We start from the raw sequence: 24,463 nt of genomic DNA, 5'->3' as shown, positions 1-24,463 counted from the left end.
TTCCGGCACGGCCGCCGGAACCGCCGCCTCCCCCGCCGCCGGCCGTGCCGGAAGCCAAGGAGTTCATCGTCTACTTCCCGTTCGACCAGTCGATCCTGACGGCCGATGCGCAGGAAGTGGTCTCGGCCGCGGCTCAGTACGCTCAGTCCGGTAACGCCACGCAGATCGTGGTCGTCGGTCACGCCGACACCTCGGGCTCGGCCTCCTACAACGTCGGCCTGTCGCAGCGCCGGTCCAAGGCCGTCGCCGACGCCCTGGTCGGCCTGGGCGTGGACGGCTCCAAGCTCTCCGTCGACTGGAAGGGTGAATCCGCTCCGGCGGTCGCCACCGGCGACGGCGTGAAGGAGCCCCTGAACCGCCGCTCGACGATCTCGATCAACTTCTGATCCGATCGACGACCCAAGTAAGCGAAGGGCCGGTGGAAACACCGGCCCTTTTGCTATGGGATCCTCCCCCAGCGCGCTTGCGCGCGTAGAGGGGGATGTTGCCGGCGCCCATAGGCGACGGACGGAGGGGGCTTCCGCCCAGATACCTCAACTGAACTTGGCTGGTTCGGCCGCGATATCAGCGGCGCGGCCTCCTCGACCGCCGCGCATCCGCGGCGGCCAACTTCACCTCCGCGGCGCTTCGCGCCTGGGGGGCTCTTGCTGGTCGCGCGTTTGAGCCGATTACCGGTTCCTACTCGGAACGCGCTCTAAGCCGCCAGGCCCGCCGTCCTCAGAAGGTCGCGAACCTTCTCCGCGGCCTGCGGGCTGCGGGTGATCTCCTCGCGCAGTTCCGGCGCGCGGGTGAGCTTCAGCGCCTCGGCCTTGGCTCGGTCGGCCGCCGGTCCCAGGGGCGCCGCCTCGCCGATGGCCAGTCGCAGCAGCAGGTTCAGCCGGTGGACGACCGGCGCGTTGGCCCTCGCCAGCAGCGCGACCAGCTTGGTGTCGGCCTCGATCAGCCCGCCGATATCCCCGAGCTTGGTCTGCAGGGCCTGGCGGTCCTCGTCGGGCAGGCCCAGGCGGTCCAGGCCCCGCTGCATCCCCGCCAGGGCCGCCAGCTTTGCCGGAGGCGTGTCGGGGCCGTAGCGCAGGTCCTTTTCGAACTTCAGGGCCGAGATGTTGGCCGCCAGCCAGCGCGCCGCCGCCCGCTTGTTGGCGGCCCCGGTGACATTCTCCGCCAGGTGGGCCAGCGCTTCGACCTCGCCGCGCGCCGACCGCTCATGGCCGAGCAGGGACTCGACGAAGTCGCTGGTCACCATCATGGCCGACCGGGTCGAGAAGGCGGCGTAGATGTCGTCGATCTGCAGGATCCGGCCCTCGGCCGCCGTCAGGGCCATGGCCAGCCCGCGCAGGCAGGCGATCTCCGCCTCCGCGTCGGAGGGCTTCAGCCGCTTGGGACCGACCAGTTCGCGCAGCACCCGTCCGCCCAGCGCGGCGCGAACCGTTTCGAAATGGCCGCTGTCCAGCCAGGTGGCCAGCCGCGCCGCCGCCTGGGGCAGCTGCGGCATTATCCTGGCCACGCCCGGCTCGATGCCGATCAGCGCCTCCACCGCCCGCGCCCCAGCCAACCGGGTGATGGCCGCCAGGGTGTCGCCCAGGTCGAGCTCCGCCCCCAGCAGGTCCGACAGCCCGGCCCGACCCCCGAGAATCTCGGTCAGGGGTTGCTCGATCGCCGCCAGGGCGGCCGCCCGCCGAGAGGCCTCCGCAGGCGTCTGGTCGGCCAGGTCGAGCAGCCGGTCGATCTTGTCCTTCCAGCTCGGGGCGCCGGCCAGGTAGCCGGCCACCCCGGCCCCCAGCAGATAGGCCCGCTCGGGCTCGTTCCACAGCCGCTCAACCGCCTTGGCCAAGCCTTCCTTGGCGAAGTCGGGAAAGGCCCCGCGGCGCTGGTCCTTGATCAGCCGCGAGATGGCCCGCTCGATCAGCGACTGGAAGGTCCGGATGATCTCATGCACGACCACGCCGCGCGCCTGCGCCTCTGGAACGGCGATCTTCTGCACCGCGTGCTGCAATTCCACGCCCGAGGCGTCCAGCTTCTCGACCAGATCGGCCCGGTGCAGCAGCTCGAACGGCGTGGCCCGATTGCGAGCCAGCCAGTTGTCCAGCAACCGTCCGATCCGCTCCCGCGCGTGCAGGGTGTAGAGGTCCTGGGGCGAAACACAGAGCGGCTCGCGCTGCTCGATGACCTTCTTCTGCCTGCTCCGTTCGGGGGCCCCCTTGTTCAGGATGGTGACCGAGCGAAATTCGCGGGTTTCCGGATCGAGCGACTCCTTGGTCACCCGCACCGCCGCCACGACCCCGGCGGCCAGCAGCTCCTCGGCCTGCTCGACGATTCGAGCGCGATCCTCGCCGGCGAGATCGAGCACCCAGCCCGATGCCGGCTGCCGGCGCACGAATAGCTCGTAATGGATCTGATTGCGGTCCATGGGCGCTCACCTAGAGAAGGCTACCCTAGATCAGTCGCCTTAAGGCCACGTTTAGCCTGACGAAGATGTCGCCCTGCATTAAACCGCCGATTTCTCGCCTCATTGCCGGTCCCATTGAGGCCACCAAGCCCCTCCATGCGTTGCTTTGGGCGTAACGGGCGTTAGTTTCCTCTACAAATCGACGCGCCCGCGGACAAAAGGACATCATGGCCAACATCACCCTCGTGGATGACGACGAAAACATCGTCGCCTCGGTCTCCCTGGCGCTGGAAAGCCATGGCCATTCGGTGAAGGCCTACTACGACGGCGCCTCCGGCCTGGAGGCGCTGCAGAACGACCCGCCGGACCTGGCCATCCTCGATGTGAAGATGCCGCGCATGGATGGCATGGAGCTGCTGCGGCGCCTGCGCCAGACCAGCGAGCTGCCGGTCATCATGCTGACCAGCAAGGACGACGAGATCGACGAGATCCTCGGCTTCAACCTCGGCGCCGACGACTATATGCACAAGCCGTTCAGCCAGCGGTTGCTGCTGGAGCGGGTCAAGGCCGTGCTGCGCCGGGCCGCGCCGGAGGAGTCCGGTATCAGCGCCGAGGCCCAGGCCGCCGCCAGCGCCAAGATGATGCGGCGGGGCAAGCTGACCCTCGATCCGGAACGCCACGAGAGCCTGTGGGACGGCAAGCAGGTCCGGCTGACCGTCACCGAATTCCTGCTGCTGCAGTCGCTGGCCCAGCGGCCCGGCTTCGTGAAGAGTCGCGACAACCTGATGGACGCCGCCTACGACGATCAGGTCTATGTCGATGACCGCACCATCGACAGCCACATCAAGCGGATGCGCAAGAAGTTCCGCCAGGTGGACAACGAGTTCGACGCGATCGAGACCCTGTATGGCGTCGGCTACCGCTACCGCGAGTCCTGAACCCGGCCTGGACAGGCCCCGGATCAGCCGGTGGCGGTTCTGGTCGCGGGGCTCGCGGCTCGGCCGGCTGATCGTCGGGCTGAATCTGATCGGGCTGGTGGTGCTGGTCTCCGGCGCCCTGGTGCTCAACGAGATCCGCCGCGGCCTTGTCGACGCCCGGATCGACAGTCTGACCCTGCAGGGTGAGCTGATCGGGCAGATCCTGGCCGAGGCCGCCACCATGGGCGAGCCTGTCCCCTACCTCCAGGCCGACCGCGCCGCTCGCATCCTGCAACTGCTCAACGTCGGCAAGTCCCAGCGGGTGCGCCTCTACGACACCCAGGGCCGCCTGCTGGCGGATTCCTACGTGGTCGACGACCGGGTCGAGTGGCGCGTCCTGCCCCCGGCGGTGAAGCGCGGCCAGTCCGGCCCCCGCCTGAGCATGCGGGACGCCGACGCCGACCCGGCAAAGATCGCCAAGGCCCGCCAGGCCCTGGCCGATGAATGGCGCCAGGCCGTCACCGGCGAGCCCTACCGAGGCACCCGCATCGCCGAGAACGGCGAGACCGTGGTCAGCGTCTCCCTCCCGGTCCAGCGGGTGAAGGCGGTCCTGGGCGTCCTGACCATGGAGGCGGACGATGTGGACGAGATCATCGCCGCCGAGCGCCGCGCCCTGATCCCCTTCGTGATCATCGCGGTGATCGTCACCCTGCTCAGTTCGGTGCTGCTCTACGCCCTGGTGGCGCGGCCGATGCTGCGGCTGGCCGAGGCCGCCGACCGGGTGCGGCTGTCCAGAGCCCGCGCCATCTCCCTGCCGGACCTGGCCCGCCGCCAGGACGAGATCGGCGATCTGTCCCGCTCGCTGGAGGAGATGACCGACACCCTGTCGGAGCGGATGGACGCCATCGAACGCTTCGCGGCCGACGTCGCGCACGAGATCCGCAATCCCCTGACCTCAATTCGGTCGGCGGTCGAAACCCTGGAGCTGGTCCCCGAGGGGCCCGGCCGCGCACGCCTGCTGGGCATTCTTAAGCAGGATGTCGGCCGCCTGGACCGGTTGATCGGCGACATCTCCAACGCCTCGCGGCTGGACGCCGAGCTGTCCCGCGAATCGTTCAAACGCCTGGATCTGACGCGGCTCCTGACCGACGTCCTGGCCATCTACGACGCCGCCCGCAAGCCCGGCGAGGCGCGGGTCGTCCTGGTCGCTCCGGAGGAGCCGATCCTGGTCCTCGGCCAGGAGGGCCCGCTCAGCCAGGTGTTCCGCAACCTGATCGACAACGCCCGCTCCTTCAGCCCGCCTGACGGCGAGGTGCGGGTGATCCTCGGGCACGACCAGGGCCGTGTGCTCGGGGCGGTCGAGGATGACGGCCCCGGTGTTCCGGCCGACAATCTGGAGACCGTCTTCGAGCGGTTCTACACTTCCCGGCCCAAGGGGGCGGCATTCGGCGGCAACTCCGGGCTCGGCCTGTCCATCGCCCGCCAGATCGTCCTGGCCCACGGCGGCACGGTGTTCGCCGCCAACCGCGCCGGCGAGAACGGCCAGGTGGCGGGCGCCCGGTTCGCGGTCAGCCTGCCCAGTGCGCGTCCGTGAGCCATGAAGGCCTGATCCTCCACGCCGGCCTCGTCGCCAGACGGGTGAAGGGCCGGTGGCTGGGCGCCCTGATCGAGGGCCCTTCCGGTATCGGCAAGAGCGACCTGGCCCTGCGCTGCCTGGAGGCCGGGGCCACCCTTGTCGCCGACGACCGGGTCCTGGCCTGGACCGACCAGGGCCGGCTCTGGGGCCGGGCGCCCGATCCGCTCGCCGGCCTGATGGAGGTGCGGGGCGTCGGCATCGTCCGCCGCCCCGCCCTGGCCTCTTGCCCCATCGCCCTGATCATCGACTGCCAGCCCCGCGCCGCCGCGGTCGAGCGGATGCCGCGCGAGGCCTTCGCCGAGCGGCTGGGGGTCCGCCTGCCGGTCCGTCCCCTGTGGCCATTCGAACCCGCCGCCGCGACGAAACTGCTCAGCCTTCTCGATAGGGTTGGACACCGGGGCTGAGAGGGCTATCAAGGCCTCCCGCACACGACCTGAGGGTACGACCAGAGGGTTTGGGGCGGGATGGGGATGTCGGTGAGAAAGCGGGCATGATCGGTCTGGTGATCGTCACCCACGGGCGACTGGCGGCGGAGTTCATCCTCGCCATGGAGCATGTGGTCGGCCCGCAGGAGCGGGTTGCGCCCATCTGCATCGGCCCCGATGACGATATGGAAAAGCGCCGCAAGGACATCCTGGCCGCCTGTCGCGATGTCGATACCGGCCAGGGCGTGATCCTGCTGACCGACATGTTTGGCGGCACGCCTTCCAACCTGGCCATCAGCGTGATGGAACAGACCCGCGCCGAGGTGATCGCCGGCCTCAACCTGCCGATGCTGATCAAGCTGGCCTCCCTGCGCACCCGCGAAACCCTGGAGGCCTGCGTGCATCACGCCCAGGACGCCGGGCGGAAATACATCGCGGTCGCCTCCTACATGCTCGCGGCGGATAAGTGAGCTCCAGGCGCACCGTCGAAATCGTCAATGAGCGCGGCCTGCACGCCCGCGCCTCGGCCAAGTTCGTCAAGCTGGCCGCCAGCTTCGATGCGGAGATCAAGGTCGCTCGCGACGGCCAGGAGGTCGACGCCCGCTCCATCATGGGCCTGATGATGCTGGCCGCCGGCATCGGCTCGCGGGTGGAGATCACCGCCGAAGGGGCGGAGGCGGACGAAGCCCTGGCCGCCCTGTGCGAGCTGATCGCCCGCAAGTTCGACGAAGAACGCTAGAGCGCGTTCCGATTAGTGGGACCCGGTAATCGGATCAAACGCGCGACCAGCAAAAACCTAGACCCGGATATCCAGCAGCGACCCCGGCCGAAGGATCTTCTTCGGCGGTTCCTCGGGGATGCTCTCCAGCACCACCCGCTGCGCAACCGGCGCGGCTGCCTTTACCGGTTCCGCCGCCGGCGCCGCGGCGCCGGCCCGGCCCATCGCCGAATCGAAGAAGGCCCGCTGGGCCGCGGTGCGGGCGGGCGAAGAGGGGGCGGCCGTGGGCGGCGGAAAGCTGGTCGGGCGTATGTCGGCCATGCCGCCAGCCTTCGGCGGTTATGGTTAACCGGGTCTTAACGCGCCTTGGCCAGCATCGCCCGGGCGCTGGCTTCGTCCAGGGCGCCGACATGCTTGGCCAGGATGACGCCGTCGGAAGAGACCAGGTAGGTCTCGGGCGGTCCGGTGACTCCGAACTCCATCCCGGCCCGGGCGTCGCGATCGACCAGCACCCGGGCGAACGGATCGCCCCGCTGGTCGAGGAAGGCCCGGGACTTGGCCGGATCGTCCTTGTAGGCCACCCCGACGATGGTCACCCCGGCCGCCTCCAGCGCCATCAGGGTCGGATGCTCGACGACACAGGGCGGACACCAGCTGGCGAAGAAGTTGACCAGGTAGGGGCCATCGCCCCGCAGGGACGCCGGCGGTCCGCCGTCCAGGGTCGGCAGGCTGAGGGCGGGCACGGGCTTGCCGACCATGGCGTCGGTCTGCACCTGGCTGTCGCGCCACAAAGAGCGGCCGGCGAACATCGCGCCCAGCACCAGCAGGGCGATCAGCGGCAGCAGGGCCGCCAACTGAATGAGCGAGGGGCGCTTCACGCCCAGTCGTCCTCCAGCCCCTTGTCGCGGGCCTCCAGTCGACAGCGGTGGGCGGCCAGGATGGTATCGACCACCATCCAGCCCAGCACCACGGCCGTCGCCGCATAGGCGCCGATCACGAAGGGGGCGTAGGCGCCGAAATCGAGGTCGAGCATCTAGTCCTCCGCCGCCCGCAGGGCCGCCGCGCGCAGCCTCCGCCGCCTGACCTCGGTGCGGATCCTCACCAGCCAAAGGGCGCCGAACAGGCCCAGATAGGCCAGCCCCATCAGCGCCAGTGGGATGCCATAGGCGGCCGGCAGGGCATCGCCCTTGTCGGCCTCGAAGGTCGAGCTGCCCTGGTGCAGGCTGTTCCACCAATAGACCGACCAGTGGATGATCGGCAGGTTGACGATCCCGACCATCGCCAGGATCGCGCCCGCGCGCCCGGCCCGCGCCTCGTCGTCGATCGAGGCGCGCAGGGCGATGTAGCCCAGATAGAGCAGGAGCAGCACCAGCACCGAGGTCATCCGCCCATCCCACTCCCACCAGGTCCCCCAGGTGGGCCGGCCCCAGAGCGAGCCGGTGATCAGGGCCAGGGCGGTGAAGCCGGCGCCCAGGGGGGCCAGGGCGCGGGCGGCCAGGTCGGCCAGGGCCTGGCGGAAGACCAGGTTCAGCAGGCTGGCGATCGCCAGGCAGAGGTAGGCGAACATCGCCGTCCAGGCGGCCGGCACATGGATGAACATGATCCGCACGGTGTCTCCGTGCAGCACGTCCTCGGGCGCGGTGAAGCCCAGCCACAGGCCCACGGCCATGGCGACGGCCGTCGCCACGCCCAGCACTGGGGCGGCGATCCGCGAAAAGGTCATGAACGACCTGGGATTGGTCAGGAATGAGACCATGCAAGGCGTCTAGCGGGCGCCGGGGATGGCGGCAAGCGCGGCCAGGGGGCCGAGGCTACTTCGGCGCCCGCTTGGCCAGGATCCGCTGCAGTGTCCGCCGGTGCATCGACAGCCGCCGGGCGGTTTCCGAGACGTTGTGGTTGCACAGTTCGTAGACCCGCTGGATGTGTTCCCAGCGTACGCGGTCGGCGCTCATCGGCTTTTCAGGCGGGCTGGGCGCCTCGCCGCTCTGGGCCATCAGGGCGCGGACGACGTCATCCGCGTCGGCGGGCTTGGCCAGGTAGTCGATCGCGCCGGCCTTCACCGCCGCCACGGCCGTGGCGATGTTGCCGTATCCGGTCAGCATGACGACCCGGGCCTCCGGCCGCACATCGCGAATGGTCTCCACCGCCTTCAGGCCGGACCCGTCGTCCAGCTTCAGATCGACCACCGCGAAGGCGGGCGGATTGGCGCGGACCGCCGCGATGCCCTCGGCGACACTGCCGGCCAGGGTCACGTCAAAGCCCCGCTGCTCCAGCGCCCTGCCGAGCCGCGTGCGCAACGGCGCATCGTCGTCGAGAACCAGCAGGCTGCGGTCTTCCAGAGCGGCGATGGTCTCGGAAACGTCCGTCATGGTTGCAGAGCCTCTCCCACCACTACGATTCGTACAGTAATACTCGATTCAGGCTGCCCTCGGCGAGCAGCGTTCAACTCAACGTTCCGTTCCCGTCGGTGACCGCCGCGAGCGCCTCGCGCGGCCACCGGACGGTCACGACCGCCCCCCCGGCCTTGCCGTTTCGGAAGGTCACGACCCCGCCGGTCCGCTCCATCAGCGTCTTGGAAATAAAGAAGCCCAGCCCCATGCCGATGTGGCCGCTGCGCGATCCCTCCGCACCCGGACGACTGGTCACATAGGGCTCGCCCAGCTTGGCATAGATGTCGGGGGAGAACCCCGGGCCGTCGTCCTTGACCTCCAGGGTGATGGCGCGATCGTCGAATCGGGCGGTGATCAGCACCTCCGAGCGGGCGAAATCGACGGCGTTCTCCACATAGCTGGTCAGGGCATGCAGCACCTCGGGCAGGCGGCGCACCTCCGGCGGATCCTCGCCGCGCGGGCCGCTGATCACCGCCTCGACCCGCACCTCGGTATCCTTGGTATGGGGGGCGATGGCCTCCTCCACCAGCTGGCCCAGGCTCATGTGGCCGTGGACGTCGTCGGTGGCGTCGGGATCGGAGGTCAGGCGACGCAGGATGTCGCGACATCGCTCCGCCTGGCTGACCAGCAGGTCGGCGTCTTCCTTGAGGGTCGTGCCCTCGCCGGCGCCGCGGGCCATCTCCTTGGCGACGATGGAAATGGTGGCCAGCGGCGTGCCCAGCTCATGGGCGGCCGCCGCCGCCAGGGCGCCCAGCGCGCTCAGGCGTTGTTCGCGGGCCAGCACGGCGTTGGTGGTGTCCAGCGCCAACTCCATCCTGGCCGCCTCGCTCGCCGCCTGCCAGGCATAGCCGGCGCAGAAGGCGATGCCGAGGATGCGGCTGATCACATTGCCGACCCGGTTCACCAGGGGAATGTCGGGCGCGACCGCCGATGGGCCAGGCAGGGGCAGGGAGGTCATGGACAGACCCACGATGCAGACGATGGCCAGGATGGCGATGCCCAGCACGTGGCGCAGCGGCAGCGTGGCGGCGGCTAGAACCACCGGTGCGATGATCAGAAGGGAGAAGGGATTGATCGATCCGCCGGTCAGATAGAGCATCCCGGAAAGCTGAAGAATGTCGAAGGCCAGTTGGGCCGTGGCCTCCCAGTCCGCCGCTTGGCGCTGTCCGGTCGAGGAGGCCAGCCAGACCAGCACGTTCATCCAGGCCGCCAGGGCGATCAGGGTCAGGCAGGCGGCCAGCGGCAGGGGAAAGCGCAGCACCCCGGCCACGAAGATCACCGTCGCCAGCTGACCGAACACCGCCAGCCAGCGGACGAACACCAGGGTGCGGATGCGAAGGCGGGCCCGTCGGGAGTCGCGCAGGCCCCACCAGGGCGGCGCCGGCCCGGCCCCCGGTTGCGCCTCGTCCTCGCCCGGCCTATCGAGACCGCGCTGGGCGGCTCCGTTCGCCGAAGATGGAGGCGACAGCATCGTCATGGCGGCACAATCCACCCAAAAGGACCGCAACGCCAGTCCGGGCGGCCGCGATTCGAAGATCGCCCGTGCACGGCTGATCCTCTGGGCTCTGGTGGCGGTCGGGCTGCTGGTGGTCGGGGCCCTGGCCTTGAACACCGGAGCGTTCCGCGCCAAGCCCCAGCCGGCGGCGGTCGGCGGCGCCTTCGACCTGGTCGATCAAAGCGGGCGGCCGGTCGACGAGACCGTGCTGAACGGCCAATGGAGCATGGTCTTCTTCGGCTTCACCTTCTGTCCCGACATCTGCCCGGGCACCCTCCAGGCCCTGATCCGCGCCAAGGACCAGCTGGGGACCAAGGGCGAAGATGTGCGGATCGTCTTCATCTCGGTCGATCCGGACCGCGACCGGCCGGCGGCGATCAAGGACTGGCTCGCAGCCAATGACGCCCCGGCCGGCACCCTGGGCCTGACCGGGACCCAGGCCGAGGTCGACCGGGCGGTGAAGGCTTATCGCGCGGTGGCCAACAAGGTCGGCGAGGGCCGCGACTACACCATGGACCATTCGACCGTGGTCTATCTGATGGACCCCCGCGGGCGGTTCGTGCGGCCTCTGCCCTACAATCTGCCGGACGAGATCGTGACCCAGGTGACGGCGGCCAAGCGAGGCGACTGACCACATCGCTGCAAGAAGGGCGCCGTCTTAAGCGCCCTGTTAACCAACCCGGCCCGATGGTGCGCGTCTCATTTGGCGCGGCTCGGGGAGGGTCGAACTTTGTCGCTCGGTCCGAGACTGGAGCTTCGTCAGGGACAGGGGCTGGTCATCACGCCCCAGCTGCAGCAGGCGATCAAGCTGCTGCAGCTGTCCAACATCGAGCTCGAGGCCTTCGTCGAGGCCGAGCTGGAGCGCAATCCGCTGCTCCAGCGCGATCAGGCCGAGCCTGAGCGCGAGGAAGACGGACCCAAGGTCGACCGCAGCGAAGCGGCCGCCGACGAGATGCCCGACGCCGTGGCCACCGCCGACATGGACGGCGGCCAGGATGATTCCAGCCCTGGCGAGCGCGACGGCGGCGAAGCGGTCGGCGACGCCGGCGGCCAGGTCGACTGGTCCCGCGCCGGCAAGGGCGGCAGTTTCGAGAGCGAGGACGATTTCGAGGGTCGGCTGTCCCGCGAAAAGACCCTGGCCGAGCACCTGCACGACCAGCTGAACGTCGCCGGCCTGACCGAGGCCGAGCGCGGCGTGGCGACTGTGCTGATCGATGCGGTCGATGACGGCGGCTATCTGCGCGCCGACCTGTCGGAGATCGGCGAGCGGCTGGGCTGCGGCCAGGCCTTCGTCGAGAGCGTGCTGACGGTCCTGCACGGGTTCGAGCCGACCGGAGTCATGGCCCGCGACGTGCGCGAGTGCCTGTCGCTGCAGCTCAAGGAACGCGACCGGTTGGACCCGGCTATGGCCTGCCTGCTGGAAAACCTCGATCTGCTGGCCCGGCGCGACATGAGCGCGCTGAAGAAGGCCTGCGGAGTCGACGATGAAGACCTGCGCGACATGATCGCCGAGCTGAAGGCCCTGACGCCCCGGCCGGGCGCGGCGTTTGGCGGCGAGCCGGCGCATCCCGTTTCCCCGGACGTGTTCGTGCGCGAGGGGCCGGGCGGGCTGTGGCACGTGGAACTCAACACCGATACCCTGCCCCGGGTGCTCGTCGACCAGCGCTATCACGCCCGCGTCTCCGGCGGCGCCCGCACCGACGCCGACAAGGCCTTCCTCAGCGACTGCCTGGCCAACGCCAGCTGGCTGGTCCGCAGCCTGGACCAGCGGGCCCGCACCATTCTCAAGGTGGCGTCCGAGATCGTCCGCCAGCAGGACGGCTTCCTGGCCTTCGGGGTGCAGCACCTGCGGCCGCTGAACCTGAAGACCGTGGCCGACGCCATCGGCATGCACGAGAGCACCGTCAGCCGGGTGACCTCGAACAAGTACATCGCCACCCCGCGCGGCCTGTTCGAGCTGAAGTTCTTCTTCACCAGCGCGATCGCCTCGGCCGACGGCGGCGAGGCCCATTCGGCCGAGAGCGTCCGTCACCGCATCCGCCAGCTGATCGACGCCGAGAAGAACGAGGCCGAGGTCCACTCCGACGACACGATCGTCGAGATCCTGAAGGAAGCCGGCGTCGATATCGCCCGCCGCACCGTCGCCAAGTATCGGGAAGCGATGCGGATTCCGTCCTCCGTCGAACGGCGGCGGATGTTGCGCGCGAACGCCTAAGAACACCGTCTTGCGGACCGAACGCCGCCGTCGTGCGTTCATCGCCGCGGAGGCTGCATGGACCCCCAGGACCGAAAACTCGCCCTCTCCGAGGTGATGCGGGAAATCGCCGACGATCCCGATCCGACCGTGACCCTGGGGGAGATCATCCACCGGCTGGGTCACCGCGCGTTCGGGGCGATGTTGTTCCTGTTCGCGGCGCCCAACTGGCTGCCGATGCCGCCCGGGGCCTCGACCTTCCTGGGACTGCCCCTGGTGCTGCTGTCGCCGCAGATGCTGTTCGGCGTGCGCGGGCCCTGGTTGCCGAACTTCATCGACGAGCGGCCGATCAAGCGCGAGCGGGTGGCCCAGGCCTTCGAGAAGATGATCCCCTGGCTGGAGAAGGTTCAGAAGATCTCCAAGCCTCGGCTGACCTTCCTGTTCGGCTCGGTGGGCGACCGGGTGATCGCCCTGGTCTGCTTTCTCCTGGCGCTGGTGCTGATCCTGCCGATCCCACTGGGCAACATGGCCCCGGCGGCGGCCATCGCCCTGTTCGGCCTGGCGATGCTGCAGCGGGACGGCATCCTGGCCCTGATCGCCTACGCCATTTCCGCGGTCAGCATCGGCCTGCTGTTCATCGGCGGCCGGGCGGCGATCGTAGGCCTGGAAAAGCTGATCGCCATGCTCGAGCGGATGATGGGGTGACCTCACAAAAGGGCGAGGTCTGTGTCGATTCCTTGACACCATCCGGAGCCTAGCGCGTTGTAGGCGAATGCAGATCCAAGTCGCTGGTAAGCAAGTTGACGTCGGGACTTCGCTTCGGGACCGCATCACCGACGACCTCACCACAGGCATTGGCAAGTACTTCGATCGCGGCGGCGCAGCCGACGTGACGGTCAGCCGCGCGGGTCATGGATTCCGCGTCGATTGCTCGGTGAATCTCGCCTCCGGGCAACGGCTGCAGAGCCACGGCATGGGCGGCGACGCCCATGCGGCCTTCACCGACGCCTTGAACAAGATCGAGACGCGGGTGCGTCGCTACAAGCGCCGGCTGAAGGACTACAGCCCCGCCGCCTCGGCCAAGGAGGAGCGGAATTTCGCGGTCTATACGACCCTGCGCTCCCCCGACGAGGGCGAGGACGACGAGACCTGGGCCGAGGACGAACGCGCCGCCGACGGCGCCCCCAGCGCCATGGTCATTGCCGAGAATGACACTGAGGTGAAAGTTTTGACCGTTTCGGGGGCGGTTATGGAACTCGACTTGACTGAATCGCAAACAATTGTGTTTAGGAACGCCGCGCACGGCGGGCTGTCTGTCGTCTATCGACGGGCGGACGGCAATATCGGCTGGATCGATCCTGAACGCACCCGAGTCAACGGGGCCAAAGGGAACGGTTCGGGCGTTCGGGGGTAGGGCCTCCCGGGCGCCGGTTCACCGAGCGCCCGACTGGTTTCACCCTTGCAGGTTTGCGTTCCCTACATGGCCATCCGCGACATCCTGGACCCCCGCGCCATCGTTCCCCGGGCGAGCGGCGGGTCCAAGCGACAGGTTCTTTCCGTGATCGGCGACGTCGCCGCCCGCACCCTGGGCCTGGATGCGGTGACGGTGCTCGACGGCCTGCTGGAGCGCGAGGCGGCCGGCTCGACCGGTGTCGGCGCCGGGGTGGCCGTGCCCCATGCCCGGATCGAGGGCCTGGATGCGATGCGCGCGGTGTTCGTGCGGCTGGAAACCCCGATCGCTTTCGAGGCCGTCGACGGCCAGCCGGTGGACCTGCTGTTTGCCCTGCTGGCCCCGGCCGATGCGTCGGCCGACAGCGCCCACCTGCGCGCCCTGGCCAAGGTCTCGCGCCTGATGCGCCAGGCCGACCTGCGCGCCCAGTTGCGCCAGGCCCGCTCCGCCGAGGCCATCCTCGCCCTGCTGGAACGCCAGGCGCAGCCTTCGGCGGCCTAAGGGCTGATGGTCGGCTTGTCCGCGCCGATGAAGCTCCAGATGGCGTTCATCTCCGCGTCGGTGGTCAAGCCGTTGTGGTCCACCCCCTCCATGCGCAGGAACCGCTTGGGCTGCGGCGCGGCTTCGTAGAGCGCCTGGCCCAGGGCGAAGGGGATGGTCTGGTCGCGGTCCCCGTGGACGATCATGATCGGCATGCGGACCTCGCCGATCAGCGACCGGCTGTCGAACTTGTCATGCATCAGCAGATCGACAGGCGCCCAGAGCATGTGAGGCCGGGCGACGTCCACCGTGCTGGTGTAGGGGGCTTCCAGCACCAGGGCGCGGGCCGGCCGCTTGGTGGCCAGCCGGACCGCCACGCCCGTGCCCAGGCTGTAGCCGTTGATGACGATCCGGTCGGCCGGATAGTGGGCGGCCACCCAGCTGTAGGCCGTTTCGGCATCGAGGGTCAGGCCGGTCTCGCTGGGCTTGCCGGTCGAACCGCTGAATCCGCGGTAGCCCAACGCCAGAAAGCCGGCGCCCCGTTCCGACCAAAGCCGGTAGCGCCAGTCGTAGACCGACAGCCCGAGCGCGTTGCCGGGGAAGAACAGAAAGACCGGCTGGCCGTCCTCCGGCGGCAGCCACCAGCCGACCAGGCTCTCCCCATCGGCGGTCTTAAGCCGCACGGCCTGAATAGCAGGGCCGTCGGGGTCGATGACCTGTGGCCTGGGGTCGGGATAGTAGAGATAGCGCCGCTGGTTGGCGTAGATGTAGCCCACGCCCGCCGCCCAAACCGCCGCCAGCACCAGGGCGACCACAATCGCCGCCTTGATCAGCGGCCGATTCGGCGACCGGCTGGCCATGCCGCTACAGCCCCTTGAGGATCCCCTCGACCATCTTCTTGGCGTCGCCGAACAGCATCATGGTGTTGTCGCGGAAGAACAACTCGTTCTCGACCCCGGCGTAGCCCGAGCTCATCCCGCGTTTGACGAACAGCACGGTGCGGGCCTTTTCCACGTCCAGGATCGGCATGCCGTAGATGGCGCTGGTCGGGTCGGTCTTGGCGGCCGGGTTGGTCACGTCGTTGGCCCCGATGACGAAGGCCACGTCGGCGGTGGAGAACTCGCTGTTGATGTCCTCCAGCTCGAACACCTCATCGTAAGGAACGTTGGCTTCGGCCAGCAGCACGTTCATGTGGCCGGGCATGCGGCCGGCCACCGGGTGGATGGCGTACTTCACGTCGACGCCCTCCTCCTTCAGCTTGTCGGCCATTTCCCGCAGGGCATGTTGCGCCTGGCTGACCGCCATGCCGTAGCCGGGCACGATGATCACCTTGCTGGCGTTCTTCATGATGAAGGCGGCGTCGTCCGCGCTGCCCTGTTTGACCGGGCGGGTTTCGACATGGCCGCCGCCGGCGGCGGCGCTGTCATCGGCCCCGAAGCCGCCGAGGATCACCGAGATGAAGCTGCGGTTCATCCCCTTGCACATGATGTAGCTGAGGATGGCGCCGGAGCTGCCGACCAGGGCGCCGGTGATGATCAGGGTGACGTTCTCGAGCGTGAAGCCCAGGGCCGCCGCCGCCCAGCCCGAATAGCTGTTCAGCATCGACACCACGACCGGCATGTCCGCCCCGCCGATCGGAATGATCAGGGTGACGCCGATCAGAAGAGAGAGGCCGAAGATGGCCCAGAAGGCCCATTTGGCCTGGCCGCCGCTCATCACTAGGAAGACCACCAGGGCCACGATGGCCAGGGCGATCACGATATTCAGCAGGTGGCGCGCCGGCAGCAGGATGGGCGCCCCGCTCATGTTGCCGTTCAACTTGGCAAACGCGATCACCGAGCCGGTGAAGGTCACCGCCCCGATGGCCAGGCCCACCGACAGCTCGATCAGCGAGATGGCGTGGATTTCCGTGGCATCGCCGATGCCGTAGGCGGCGGGCGCATAGATGGCGGCCACCGCGACCAGGCAGGCGGCCATGCCGACCAGGCTGTGGAAGGCCGCCACCAGCTGCGGCATGGCGGTCATGGCCACCCGCCGCGCGATCACCGCACCGATGGTCCCGCCGACCGCGACGCCGCCCAGGATCAGGCCGATGGTGACCGTGTCGAGCTTGCCCTCGCTCCACAGGGTGGCCAGCACGGTGAACACCGCGATGCCCATGCCGATCATGCCGTTGCGGTTGCCCGCCTGGCTGGTCACCGGGCTGGACAGACCCCGCAGGGCCAGAATGAACAGCACGCCCGAGACGATGTAGAGGACGGCGGCGAGGTTGGCGTTCATGAGGAGGTTCCCGTCCCTGTCGTGGGGGCGTTGTTGGTCTCTGTGGGTCGCAGGATCAGCCACAGTCGGGTGACGGCGAGCAGCAGGATCGCCGCGAGAACGACCGCGCAGATGAACATGTCGACCCGGTCGCTGCCGCTGTAGGCGCGCGCGACATGAACGGCCGTCAGCGCCAGCGGCGGCAGCGCGCCGGCCGCCACGGCCAACAGCGGCATGAACCGGGGCGTCAGCTCCGGCGCGATCCGCAACAGGCTGCCGCCGATGATCGCGGACGGCGCAAGCGTGATCAGGCTCCGCTCGCTCCAGCCGATGGCCAGGACGACGGCCTGACCGGCTAAGGAGATCGCGACGATCCCCCAGGCGGCCTGTGCGTGGCGAGGCCCGCCCAGCTCCCGCCGCAGCCGCTTGGTGGCGAAGTATCCGGCAAAGGCCAGGATCGCCAGGCCGCACAGGCTGGCGACCAGGCCCAGGGGAGACAGGTTGAAGGGGCTCACGGCCGGGTCTCCGGCGGCTTGGGCTCGAACCGGCCGAGCGCCAGGTAAGCGAGCACGCAGATCAGGCCGGCGCCGGCGAAGAGCTTAAACGGCGTGAGCGTATAGACCTCGGTCAGGGCCAGGTTGAGGAACAACAGTCCCTGAAGGGCCATAAGACAGCGGGCGCGCTTCTCCCGTAGAGATGGCAGGGTGAAGGTCGCGATCATCCCGATTGCCATGGCGGCCAATAGCCCTGTCCGGAACGGCATGGCGCCCAACTGGCCCTCGAAGAACAGCCGGGACCCAGGCCCGGACCCCGCCGCGATCCCGACGGCCACTGCCGTGGCGGTGAGCATCAGGCCGATCAAGATCCTCAGACCCTTGGGAAGCTTGGCCCAGGTCATTCAGCGCCGCTCCGCCGTTCGGTCCCGTCCCAGGGTGTGCGGGCGCGCACGGCCGCGACCAGCTGGACGATCACCGCCGCCAGCAGCAGGGCCACGGCCAGGCCCGCCTGGATCAGCCCGGTCATGCCGAGGTTCTGATGGATCATCAGCGACAGCTGCATCAGCCCGAGGCCCGTCAGCAGCAGTCCTGCGCTGTTCAGCCAGCGGCGGCGCTTGAGCACCACCCAGATATAGGCGCCGACGCCGACAAGCCCGCCGATCCCGCAGAGATAGCCAAGAAGCTGGGAGGCGAGCTGGTTGGTCAAGGGCGCGCAGCCTGTTCGTTGGACGGCGCCTGACCTGCCGCCTGGCGTCCGAGGTGAACAATGCAGGCCGCAACGACTGTGAGGATCAGGTCGAGGGCGAGAAGGCGGGCGAAGTAGGGCCAGTGACGGTCGGCTTCGAGTGTCAAGGTCACGTCGACCATGCTGTAGATGTTGAGCACGACCAGGGCCAAACCAAACAGCATCACGCGGTGGAGGCCCACCGCCTTCGAGCGCCAGGGCAGCAGAAGGAAGCCGGCCGCCAGGAAGCCAAAGCTCAGCACCATCTGAGCCAGGAGGATGCCGTCCAGTATGTCGTCCGGATCGAGACTCACGCCTTGTCCTTCTTCTTGTACATGGCCAGCATCCGCTGGGTGACCAGGAAGCCGCCGAAGATGTTGACGGCCGCCAGGGCCACGGCGATCGCGCCCGCGCCCTTGGAAATCCAACCATCGCCGGTGGTGGCGGCCGTGGAGGGATCGGCGGCGGCGGCAATCAGGGCGCCCACGATGATCACCGAGCTGATGGCGTTGGTCACGGCCATCAGCGGGGTGTGCAGGGCCGGGGTGACGCTCCAGACCACATAGTAGCCAACGAAGATGGCCAGCACGAAGATGGCCAGGCGGAAGATGGTGGGATCGACGGCGTCCATCGATGGCTCCTCTAAGGCCTAGCCGGCCAGATTGGGGTGGACGACCTTGCCGCCCTGGGTGACGAGGGCGGCCTTGAGGATCTCGTCCTCATAGTCGGGGTTCAGCGCCCCCTCCTTGTCCAGCAGCAGGGTGGCGAAGGCCATCAGGTTGCGGGCGTAGAGGGCGCTGGCGTCAGTGGCGATGCGGCCGGGCAGGTTGGCGGCGCCGAGGATCTTGGCCCCGTTGGCGGTGATCACGGTCTCGCCCAGCTTTGCGCCCTCGACATTGCCGCCCTGCTCGACGGCCAGGTCGACCAGCACGCTGCCGGGCTTCATCGACGCCACCTGGGCGGCGCTGACCAGCTTCGGCGCCGGGCGACCGGGGATCAGGGCCGTGGTGATCACGATGTCCTGCTTGGCGATGTGGCCGGTCAGCAGCTCGGCCTGCTTGGCCTGGTACTCGGCGCTCATCTCCTTGGCGTAGCCGCCGGCGGTCTGGGCGTTCTTGAATTCCTCGTCCTCGACGGCGAGGAACTTGGCGCCCAGGCTCTCGACCTGTTCCTTGGTGGCGGGCCTAACGTCGGTGGCGGTGACCACCGCGCCCAGGCGCCGGGCGGTGGCGATGGCCTGCAGCCCCGCGACGCCGACCCCCATGATGAACACTTTTGCAGCAGCCACGGTGCCGGCGGCGGTCATCATCATGGGCAGGGCCTTGCCGAAGGCCTCGGCCCCCTCGATCACCGCGCGATAGCCGGCCAGGTTGGCCTGGGAGGACAGCACGTCCATCACCTGGGCGCGGGTGATGCGAGGCACGAACTCCATGGCGAAGGCGCTGGCGCCGGCCGTGGCCAGACCGTTCAAGGTGTCCTTGTCCTGGTAGGGGTTGAGCGTGGCGGCAACCAAGGCGCCGGGCTTCAGGGCGGCGATCTCCTCGGCCTCCGGACCGCGCACCTTGAACACCAGGTCGGCGTCCTTCAGCGTGGCCTTGAGGGTCTTTTCCACCTTGGCGCCGGCCGCCTCGTAGTCGGCGTCCGGATAGGCCGAGGCCATCCCCGCGCCCGCCTCGATGGTGACGCTCCAGCCGGCCGCGATCAGTTTCTTCACCGTCTCCGGCGTGGCGGCGACCCGCGTCTCACCCGCGCGACGTTCCCTGGTCACCGCGATCACGGCCATGCCGGCTGTCTCCCCGTCCCCTGGCGACTGACGCGCCTGACGAGGCCTGTTTAGGGGATATTCTTGCCCCTTGTCGAGCCGGGGGATGTGCAGTGCGAAAAATTATGCCGCGACGCAGCGTAACCCTGGCTCCAGACATGCGAACGCCGGCGGGCCTGAGGCGCGCCGGCGTTCGGAAAGCCTTATCGGCAAAGGCCTAGTGGCCGCCGCCCTTCTTGTCCCGCAGGATCAGGATGCCGACCACCAGCACCACCAGCGAGGGGATCAGGCCGCCAAAGAAGCCGAACGGGGTGCAGAACCACAGGGTCAGGGCCAGCACCGACACGGCGATGGCCAGCGAGCCCCACTTGGTCAGCGCCATGACCGCATTGTAGGTCGCGACCTGCTCGTGGATGTCCATCTCGCCGCGGTGGTATTCGTCAGCCATCGTCTGTCCCGGGATTTGAAACTTGCCGGGCGGGGATACAACGGCCGGCGAACAGGCTCAAGCGGGCATTGACGTCAGGCGCCGGCAAGGCGGCCGGTGAGCCAGTCGAGCACCAGCCGCCCGTCGCGGGTGGCGCGAAGGCGGGCCGGGTCGTCGGCCAGCAGGCCCTCGGCAACCAGGGTCTGGACGATGGGCGCATCGGGGGAGAGTTCAAGCGCGCCGACCTCGCCCCAACCCACGCCCTCGTCGATGCGCAGGCCCATCAGAAGGCGCTCCTCGGCCGCCTCGAGGGGGCTCAGGGTCTCGGCCTCGAAGCCGACTCCGGTGTCGGCGACCCGGCGGATATAGGCGTCGATGCCGCGCGCGGCCGTGGTGGCGGTGCGGGCGCCGGCCCGGGTCAGCCGGCCATGAGCCCCTGGCCCGGCGCCGACATAGTCGCGGCCCCGCCAGTAGACCAGGTTGTGGCGCGAACGGGCGGCCTCGCCCCGGGCGTGGTTGGACACTTCGTAGGCGTCGAAGCCGGCGGCCTCCAGCACCGTCTGGGTGGTCTCGTAGAGGGCGGCGCCCAGGGCCTCGTCGGCGGGCCTGAACGACCCGCGCCGCACAGCCCGGTCGAAGGCCGTGCCCTGCTCGATGGTCAGCTGGTAGGGCGACAGGTGCTCGGGACCCCAGTCCAGGGCGCGGCGCAGTTCCTCGGCCCACAGGTCCGGTGTCTGGCCGGGGCGGGCATAGATCAGGTCCAGCGAAAGACGGGGGAACAGGCGGGCAGCGGTCTCGGCGGCGCGGCGGGCGGCGGCGGCGTCATGGTTGCGGCCCAGGAAGGCCAGGGACGCGCCGTCGAGCGCCTGGACCCCCAGGGACAGGCGGTTCACGCCGGCCCCGGCCAGGGCGGCGAAGCGGCCGGTTTCCCCATCCGTGGGGTTGGCCTCGAGGCTGATCTCCAGATCGCGGGCGGCGTCCCATAGGCGGCGGGCGGTCTCGATCACCCGCGCCACCGCCGCCGGATCCATCAGCGAGGGGGTGCCGCCGCCGAAAAAGACGCTGACCAGCCGGCGGGGGCCGGTCAGGGCGCGCTGGGCCGTCAGGTCGGCGACTATGGCGTCTGCGAGGGCCGCCTGCTGGTCGGTCTGGCCCCGATCACGGACGACGTTGAAGTCACAGTAGGGGCAGATGCGGGCGCAGTACGGCCAGTGGACATAGACCCCGAGTTCGGGGACGCCCGGGTCGTCAGTCAAAGAGCGCCGCCTTCAGGAGCTCGAACGCGCGGGCGCGGTGGCTCATGGCGTCCTTGGCGGCCGGGTCCATTTCGCCGAAGGTCTGGCTGTGACCCTCGGGGACGAAGATCGGATCGTAGCCGAACCCCCGGTTGCCGCGCGGCGGAAAGCTCAGCGTGCCATCGACCCGGCCCTCGACCACCACCGCCGGCCCATCCGGCCAGGCCACGGCCAGGGCGCAGGTGAACCAGGCGGCGCGGTCGTCGGAGCCGACCTCTTCCAGCCGCTCCTCGACCTTGCGCATGGCCAGGGCGAAGTCCTTGGTCGGCCCGGCCCAGCGGGCGGAGAAGATGCCCGGAGCCCCCTCCAGGGCCGTCACCGACAAGCCGCTGTCGTCGGCCAGGGCGATGCGGCGGCCGATCTGGGCGGCGTGGCGGGCCTTCAGCAGGGCGTTGCCGACGAAGGTGCTCTCGGTCTCGTCAGGCTCGGGGATGTTGGCCTCGCCGGCGGTGATCACCTTGAACCGGCCGTCCAGCAGGGCGGCCAGCTCGCGCGCCTTGCCGGGATTGTGGGTGGCGGCGATCAGGGTCTCGCCGGCGGGAAGGATCAGGGGCATGGCGGGCTTCATCCACCTGTCGCTCGCCGCGTGCAAGATTTCGCTTTCCCCCGTCGCGCGGCGGGGCGAATTTTTCGCTGGCAATGGGGCGGGTGAACAGCGTTAAGATAGCCCCGATAGGCTCTGGAGGAGGGCGCGATGGCGATCGCATTCGAGGTCAACGGCAAGGCCGTGACCGTACAGGCGGCTGAGGATACGCCCCTGCTGTGGGTCCTGCGGGACGAGGTCGGGCTGACCGGAACCAAGTTCGGCTGCGGCATCGCCCAGTGCGGCGCCTGCACCGTGCACCTGGACGGCCAGCCGGTGCGCAGCTGCTCGCTGCCGGTCAGCGCCGCGGCGGGGCTGAAGGTCACCACTATCGAAGGGCTGGGCGGATCGCATCCGGCGCAACAGGCCTGGGCCAAGCTGGACGTGCCGCAATGCGGCTACTGCCAGTCCGGCCAGATCATGAGCGCCGCGGCCCTGCTGGCCGAGAAGAAGGCCCCGACCGACGAAGAGATCGACGCGGCGATGAGCGGCAACATCTGTCGCTGCGGGACCTACCAGCGCATCCGCGCCGCCATCAAGGAAGCCGCCGGCATCGGCGCCGCGCTTCCGACCGCCGCCGCGCCGACCAGCTGAGGGGGAAGGCCATGACCCGTCATATCCGCAATCTCGCCGCCGCTGCCGCCGACACGGTCGAGGCCGGCGCCACCCGCCGCGAGGTGATCGTCACGGGTGTGGCCGCCTCCGGCGCCCTCCTGGTCGGTTGTTCGTTGGCTGACGCGATGAGCGCCGGCAGCCCGGTCAAGGTCGGCGAGTTCGGTCCCTTCCTGAAGATCACCGCCGACGGGGCGGTGACGGTGGTCTCCAAACACATCGAGTTCGGCCAGGGCAACCACGCCGGCCTGGCGGCCATCGTCGCCGAGGAACTGGACGCCGACTGGAGCCGCGTGCGGGTCGAGCAGGCGCCCGCCAATACCAAGCTCTACGCCAACACCGGCATGGGGGTGCAGGGGACCGGCGGCTCGACGGCCATCGCCAACAGCTGGGAGCAGCTGCGCAAGGCCGGGGCCGCGGCCCGGGCGATGTTCGTCCAGGCGGCGGCCAACCTGTGGCAGGTCAACGCCAGCGAGATCACCGTCAAGGACAGCCTGGCCAGCCACGCCGCCTCCGGCAAATCGGCGGCCTTCGGCGACCTGCTGGCCGACGCCCAGAAGGTGACCCCGCCCGAGGCCCCGGTGCTGAAGGACCCCAAGGCCTTCACCCTGATCGGCACCGACCGGGTGCGGCGCAAGGACAGCGTGATCAAGTCGAACGGCACGGCCCGGTTCACCCAGGACGTCCGCGAGGAGGGCCTGCTGACCGCCATGGTGGCCCATGCCCCCCGTTTCGGCGGCAAGGTGACCAGCTTCGACGACGCTGCCGCCCGCAAGGTCCCCGGCGTGATCGATGTGTTCAAGATCCCCAGCGGCGTGGCCGTGGTGGCGCAGAACACCTGGGCCGCCAAGAAGGGGCGCGAGGCGCTCAAGGTCGAGTGGAACGAGGACAAGGTCGAGAAGCGCGGCTCCGCCGCCATCCTGGCCGAGTTCAAGAAGATCGCCGCCGGGCAGGGGCCGGAGGACGTCAAATGGACGGCCTTCGGGGGCAAGGGCGACGTCAACAGTGTCACCGACGGCGAGCTGTTCGAAGTCGCCTACGACTTCCCCTACCTGTCGCACGCCACCATGGAGCCGATGAACTGCGTGGCGCGGGTGAAGGGCAACAACGCCACCCTGACCTTCGGCTCTCAGATGCCGACCGTCGATCAGCTGAACACGGCCAAGATCGTCGGCAACCTGCCGGGCGCGGTGCAGATCGAGACCCTTTTCGCCGGCGGCAGCTTCGGGCGGCGCGCGACCTTCCAGTCCGACTACGTCACCGAATGCGTCCACATCGCCAAGAAGATCGGCAAGGGCACGCCGGTGAAACTGGTCTGGGACCGCGAGGACGACCAGCGCGCCGGCTATTTCCGCCCCCTGGTGCATCACGATGTGAAAATCCGGCTCGACAAGGACGGATTCCCGGCCACTTGGCGCCACCGGATCGTCACCCAGTCGATCATGAAGGGCTCCCCCATGGGCGTGCCCGAGCTGGACGAGACGGCGGTCGAGGGAACCCACGGCTCGCCCTACCTGAAGGCGACGCCGCACGTCGACGCTGCGGTGGCCCTGCCCGACGTCGGGGTGCCGGTGCTGTGGTGGCGCTCGGTGGGGGCGACCCACACCGCCTTCGTCATGGAACACACCATCGACCAGCTGGCCCGCAAGGCCGGCAAGGACCCGATCGAATACCGCCGCGCCCTCTATACGAAGGCCGACGCCAAGCGGCACCTGGCGGTGCTGAACCTGGCGGTGGAAAAGGCCGGGCAGACGGTGACCGAGGGTTTCACCCGCGGCGTCGCCGTGCATGAGAGCTTCGGCTCCGTGGTCGCCCAGATCGCCGAGGTGAAGATCGTGCCGGGTAGCGAGCCCAAGGTCGGCCGGGTGGTCACCGCCATCGATTGCGGCATCGCCATCAGTCCCGACCAGATCGCCGCTCAGATGGAAGGCGGCACCTGCTACGGCCTCTCAGCCACTCTTTACGGCGAAGTCACGCTGAAGGACGGGGCGGTCGAACAGACCAACTTCGACAGCTACCGCGTCCTGCGGATGGGCGAGGCGCCGACGGTGGAGACCTACATCCTGCCCTCCAACAACGCCCCCACCGGCGCGGGCGAACCGGGCACTCCGGTGATCGGCCCGGCGGTGGCCAACGCCCTGCTGGCGATGGGAAGGCCGGCGACCCTGAACCAGCCGATGGTCAAGCCGGGGCAGATCTAGGGCGGTCCCAAG

Annotated in this window: 31 protein-coding genes; 13 read left to right on the top strand and 18 right to left on the bottom strand. The window is 69.1% G+C overall.

The annotated features are described in order from the left end of the window. On the top strand, window positions 1-386 hold a 386-nt coding region (locus tag GVN21_RS01220; RefSeq protein WP_166572867.1), incomplete at its 5' end, for an OmpA family protein. A 308-nt stretch (window positions 387-694) separates the two neighbouring features. On the opposite strand, the gene GVN21_RS01215 is transcribed toward GVN21_RS01220, so the two are convergent. Beyond that, window positions 695-2,407: a hypothetical protein gene (locus tag GVN21_RS01215; RefSeq protein ID WP_166572866.1), complete on the bottom strand. Its 1,713-nt coding sequence runs from the start codon at window positions 2,405-2,407 to the stop codon at window positions 695-697. 206 nt (window positions 2,408-2,613) lie between these two features. Here GVN21_RS01215 and GVN21_RS01210 point away from each other — a divergent pair, with 206 nt between their 5' ends. The 5 genes from GVN21_RS01210 to GVN21_RS01190 all read left to right on the top strand — a co-directional run bounded on the left by GVN21_RS01210 (window position 2,614) and on the right by GVN21_RS01190 (window position 6,103). After that, entirely contained in the window at window positions 2,614-3,324 is a 711-nt protein-coding gene (locus tag GVN21_RS01210; protein ID WP_166572865.1) for a response regulator transcription factor, read from the top strand. After that, window positions 3,293-4,897 (top strand): ATP-binding protein, encoded by a 1,605-nt coding sequence (locus GVN21_RS01205; RefSeq protein ID WP_166572864.1) that lies wholly within the window; start codon window positions 3,293-3,295, stop codon window positions 4,895-4,897. Before GVN21_RS01210 ends, GVN21_RS01205 begins: the two co-directional genes overlap by 32 nt. After that, window positions 4,894-5,343 (top strand): HPr kinase/phosphorylase, encoded by a 450-nt coding sequence (locus GVN21_RS01200; RefSeq protein ID WP_346764196.1) that lies wholly within the window; start codon window positions 4,894-4,896, stop codon window positions 5,341-5,343. The genes GVN21_RS01205 and GVN21_RS01200 overlap by 4 nt, the downstream gene beginning before the upstream one ends. An 86-nt stretch (window positions 5,344-5,429) precedes the next feature. Further along, window positions 5,430-5,834 (top strand): PTS sugar transporter subunit IIA, encoded by a 405-nt coding sequence (locus GVN21_RS01195; protein WP_166572863.1) that lies wholly within the window; start codon window positions 5,430-5,432, stop codon window positions 5,832-5,834. Beyond that, the gene (locus tag GVN21_RS01190) at window positions 5,831-6,103 is read left to right on the top strand and encodes an HPr family phosphocarrier protein (protein WP_166572862.1); all 273 of its coding nucleotides are present in this window, start codon (window positions 5,831-5,833) and stop codon (window positions 6,101-6,103) included. The genes GVN21_RS01195 and GVN21_RS01190 overlap by 4 nt, the downstream gene beginning before the upstream one ends. Before the next feature lie 57 nt (window positions 6,104-6,160). On the opposite strand, the gene GVN21_RS01185 is transcribed toward GVN21_RS01190, so the two are convergent. The 6 genes from GVN21_RS01185 to GVN21_RS01160 form a co-directional block, all read right to left on the bottom strand. Beyond that, the gene (locus GVN21_RS01185; protein WP_166572861.1) at window positions 6,161-6,403 is read right to left on the bottom strand and encodes a hypothetical protein; all 243 of its coding nucleotides are present in this window, start codon (window positions 6,401-6,403) and stop codon (window positions 6,161-6,163) included. 35 nt (window positions 6,404-6,438) lie between these two features. Continuing rightward, window positions 6,439-6,891, bottom strand: a complete 453-nt coding sequence (locus GVN21_RS01180; protein ID WP_166572880.1) for a DsbE family thiol:disulfide interchange protein — start codon at window positions 6,889-6,891, stop codon at window positions 6,439-6,441. 65 nt (window positions 6,892-6,956) lie between these two features. Further along, window positions 6,957-7,115 carry a heme exporter protein CcmD gene (gene ccmD / locus GVN21_RS01175; protein ID WP_166572860.1) on the bottom strand — a complete coding sequence of 53 codons (159 nt, stop codon included), beginning with the start codon at window positions 7,113-7,115 and terminating at the stop codon, window positions 6,957-6,959. Continuing rightward, window positions 7,116-7,838, bottom strand: a complete 723-nt coding sequence (gene ccmC, locus GVN21_RS01170; protein WP_166572859.1) for a heme ABC transporter permease CcmC — start codon at window positions 7,836-7,838, stop codon at window positions 7,116-7,118. 55 nt (window positions 7,839-7,893) lie between these two features. Beyond that, window positions 7,894-8,451: an ActR/PrrA/RegA family redox response regulator transcription factor gene (locus GVN21_RS01165; protein ID WP_166572858.1), complete on the bottom strand. Its 558-nt coding sequence runs from the start codon at window positions 8,449-8,451 to the stop codon at window positions 7,894-7,896. A 73-nt stretch (window positions 8,452-8,524) separates the two neighbouring features. Next, a complete protein-coding gene (locus GVN21_RS01160; protein WP_240902691.1) occupies window positions 8,525-9,949 on the bottom strand; it encodes an ActS/PrrB/RegB family redox-sensitive histidine kinase in 1,425 nt (474 codons plus the stop codon). On the opposite strand from GVN21_RS01160, the gene GVN21_RS01155 reads away from it, so the two are divergent. The 5 genes from GVN21_RS01155 (at window position 9,948) to ptsN (ending at window position 14,112) form a co-directional block, all read left to right on the top strand. After that, a complete protein-coding gene (locus GVN21_RS01155; protein WP_166572857.1) occupies window positions 9,948-10,598 on the top strand; it encodes an SCO family protein in 651 nt (216 codons plus the stop codon). The two genes, GVN21_RS01160 and GVN21_RS01155, sit on opposite strands and share 2 nt — an antisense overlap. A 99-nt stretch (window positions 10,599-10,697) precedes the next feature. Continuing rightward, window positions 10,698-12,182 (top strand): RNA polymerase factor sigma-54, encoded by a 1,485-nt coding sequence (rpoN, locus tag GVN21_RS01150; protein ID WP_166572856.1) that lies wholly within the window; start codon window positions 10,698-10,700, stop codon window positions 12,180-12,182. A 57-nt stretch (window positions 12,183-12,239) separates the two neighbouring features. Next, window positions 12,240-12,866: an exopolysaccharide biosynthesis protein gene (locus tag GVN21_RS01145; RefSeq protein ID WP_166572855.1), complete on the top strand. Its 627-nt coding sequence runs from the start codon at window positions 12,240-12,242 to the stop codon at window positions 12,864-12,866. 67 nt (window positions 12,867-12,933) lie between these two features. Then, window positions 12,934-13,575 carry a ribosome-associated translation inhibitor RaiA gene (raiA, locus tag GVN21_RS01140; RefSeq protein ID WP_166572854.1) on the top strand — a complete coding sequence of 214 codons (642 nt, stop codon included), beginning with the start codon at window positions 12,934-12,936 and terminating at the stop codon, window positions 13,573-13,575. Between the two features lie 66 nt (window positions 13,576-13,641). Then, window positions 13,642-14,112, top strand: a complete 471-nt coding sequence (gene ptsN / locus GVN21_RS01135; RefSeq protein WP_166572853.1) for a PTS IIA-like nitrogen regulatory protein PtsN — start codon at window positions 13,642-13,644, stop codon at window positions 14,110-14,112. Here ptsN and GVN21_RS01130 read toward each other — a convergent pair. The 11 genes from GVN21_RS01130 to rdgB all read right to left on the bottom strand — a co-directional run bounded on the left by GVN21_RS01130 (window position 14,109) and on the right by rdgB (window position 21,611). After that, window positions 14,109-14,951: an alpha/beta hydrolase gene (locus tag GVN21_RS01130; RefSeq protein WP_205689862.1), complete on the bottom strand. Its 843-nt coding sequence runs from the start codon at window positions 14,949-14,951 to the stop codon at window positions 14,109-14,111. The genes ptsN and GVN21_RS01130 overlap by 4 nt on opposite strands. A 4-nt stretch (window positions 14,952-14,955) precedes the next feature. Beyond that, window positions 14,956-16,371 carry an NAD(P)(+) transhydrogenase (Re/Si-specific) subunit beta gene (locus GVN21_RS01125; protein ID WP_166572852.1) on the bottom strand — a complete coding sequence of 472 codons (1,416 nt, stop codon included), beginning with the start codon at window positions 16,369-16,371 and terminating at the stop codon, window positions 14,956-14,958. After that, window positions 16,368-16,865: a hypothetical protein gene (locus tag GVN21_RS01120; protein WP_166572851.1), complete on the bottom strand. Its 498-nt coding sequence runs from the start codon at window positions 16,863-16,865 to the stop codon at window positions 16,368-16,370. The genes GVN21_RS01125 and GVN21_RS01120 overlap by 4 nt, the downstream gene beginning before the upstream one ends. Then, on the bottom strand, window positions 16,862-17,248 hold the full coding sequence (locus GVN21_RS01115; protein WP_166572850.1) for a hypothetical protein: 387 nt from the start codon (window positions 17,246-17,248) through the stop codon (window positions 16,862-16,864). Before GVN21_RS01115 ends, GVN21_RS01120 begins: the two co-directional genes overlap by 4 nt. Next, on the bottom strand, window positions 17,245-17,553 hold the full coding sequence (locus GVN21_RS01110; RefSeq protein WP_166572849.1) for a hypothetical protein: 309 nt from the start codon (window positions 17,551-17,553) through the stop codon (window positions 17,245-17,247). Before GVN21_RS01110 ends, GVN21_RS01115 begins: the two co-directional genes overlap by 4 nt. Next, window positions 17,550-17,885, bottom strand: coding sequence for a hypothetical protein (locus tag GVN21_RS01105; protein WP_166572848.1), 336 nt, complete (start codon window positions 17,883-17,885; stop codon window positions 17,550-17,552). The genes GVN21_RS01110 and GVN21_RS01105 overlap by 4 nt, the downstream gene beginning before the upstream one ends. Next, window positions 17,882-18,202, bottom strand: coding sequence for a proton-translocating transhydrogenase family protein (locus tag GVN21_RS01100; protein WP_166572847.1), 321 nt, complete (start codon window positions 18,200-18,202; stop codon window positions 17,882-17,884). Before GVN21_RS01100 ends, GVN21_RS01105 begins: the two co-directional genes overlap by 4 nt. An 18-nt stretch (window positions 18,203-18,220) precedes the next feature. Next, window positions 18,221-19,354, bottom strand: coding sequence for a Re/Si-specific NAD(P)(+) transhydrogenase subunit alpha (locus GVN21_RS01095; protein ID WP_166572846.1), 1,134 nt, complete (start codon window positions 19,352-19,354; stop codon window positions 18,221-18,223). A 196-nt stretch (window positions 19,355-19,550) separates the two neighbouring features. Then, on the bottom strand, window positions 19,551-19,781 hold the full coding sequence (locus GVN21_RS01090; protein ID WP_166572845.1) for an aa3-type cytochrome c oxidase subunit IV: 231 nt from the start codon (window positions 19,779-19,781) through the stop codon (window positions 19,551-19,553). Between the two features lie 74 nt (window positions 19,782-19,855). Continuing rightward, window positions 19,856-21,016, bottom strand: coding sequence for a radical SAM family heme chaperone HemW (gene hemW / locus GVN21_RS01085; protein WP_166572844.1), 1,161 nt, complete (start codon window positions 21,014-21,016; stop codon window positions 19,856-19,858). Further along, window positions 21,009-21,611, bottom strand: coding sequence for an RdgB/HAM1 family non-canonical purine NTP pyrophosphatase (gene rdgB, locus GVN21_RS01080; protein ID WP_166572843.1), 603 nt, complete (start codon window positions 21,609-21,611; stop codon window positions 21,009-21,011). Before rdgB ends, hemW begins: the two co-directional genes overlap by 8 nt. 138 nt (window positions 21,612-21,749) lie before the next feature. Here rdgB and GVN21_RS01075 point away from each other — a divergent pair, with 138 nt between their 5' ends. Then, window positions 21,750-22,232, top strand: a complete 483-nt coding sequence (locus GVN21_RS01075) for a (2Fe-2S)-binding protein (RefSeq protein ID WP_166572842.1) — start codon at window positions 21,750-21,752, stop codon at window positions 22,230-22,232. Window positions 22,233-22,243: 11 nt separating this feature from the next. Beyond that, window positions 22,244-24,451: a xanthine dehydrogenase family protein molybdopterin-binding subunit gene (locus GVN21_RS01070; protein WP_166572841.1), complete on the top strand. Its 2,208-nt coding sequence runs from the start codon at window positions 22,244-22,246 to the stop codon at window positions 24,449-24,451. Window positions 24,452-24,463 lie beyond the last annotated feature (12 nt).

Source organism: Caulobacter sp. SLTY (genome assembly GCF_009905535.1).
Classification (GTDB): Bacteria; Pseudomonadota; Alphaproteobacteria; order Caulobacterales; family Caulobacteraceae; genus Caulobacter.
Note: the sequence above shows the minus strand (reverse complement) of the source record. Positions and strands in the feature narration are given on the sequence as shown.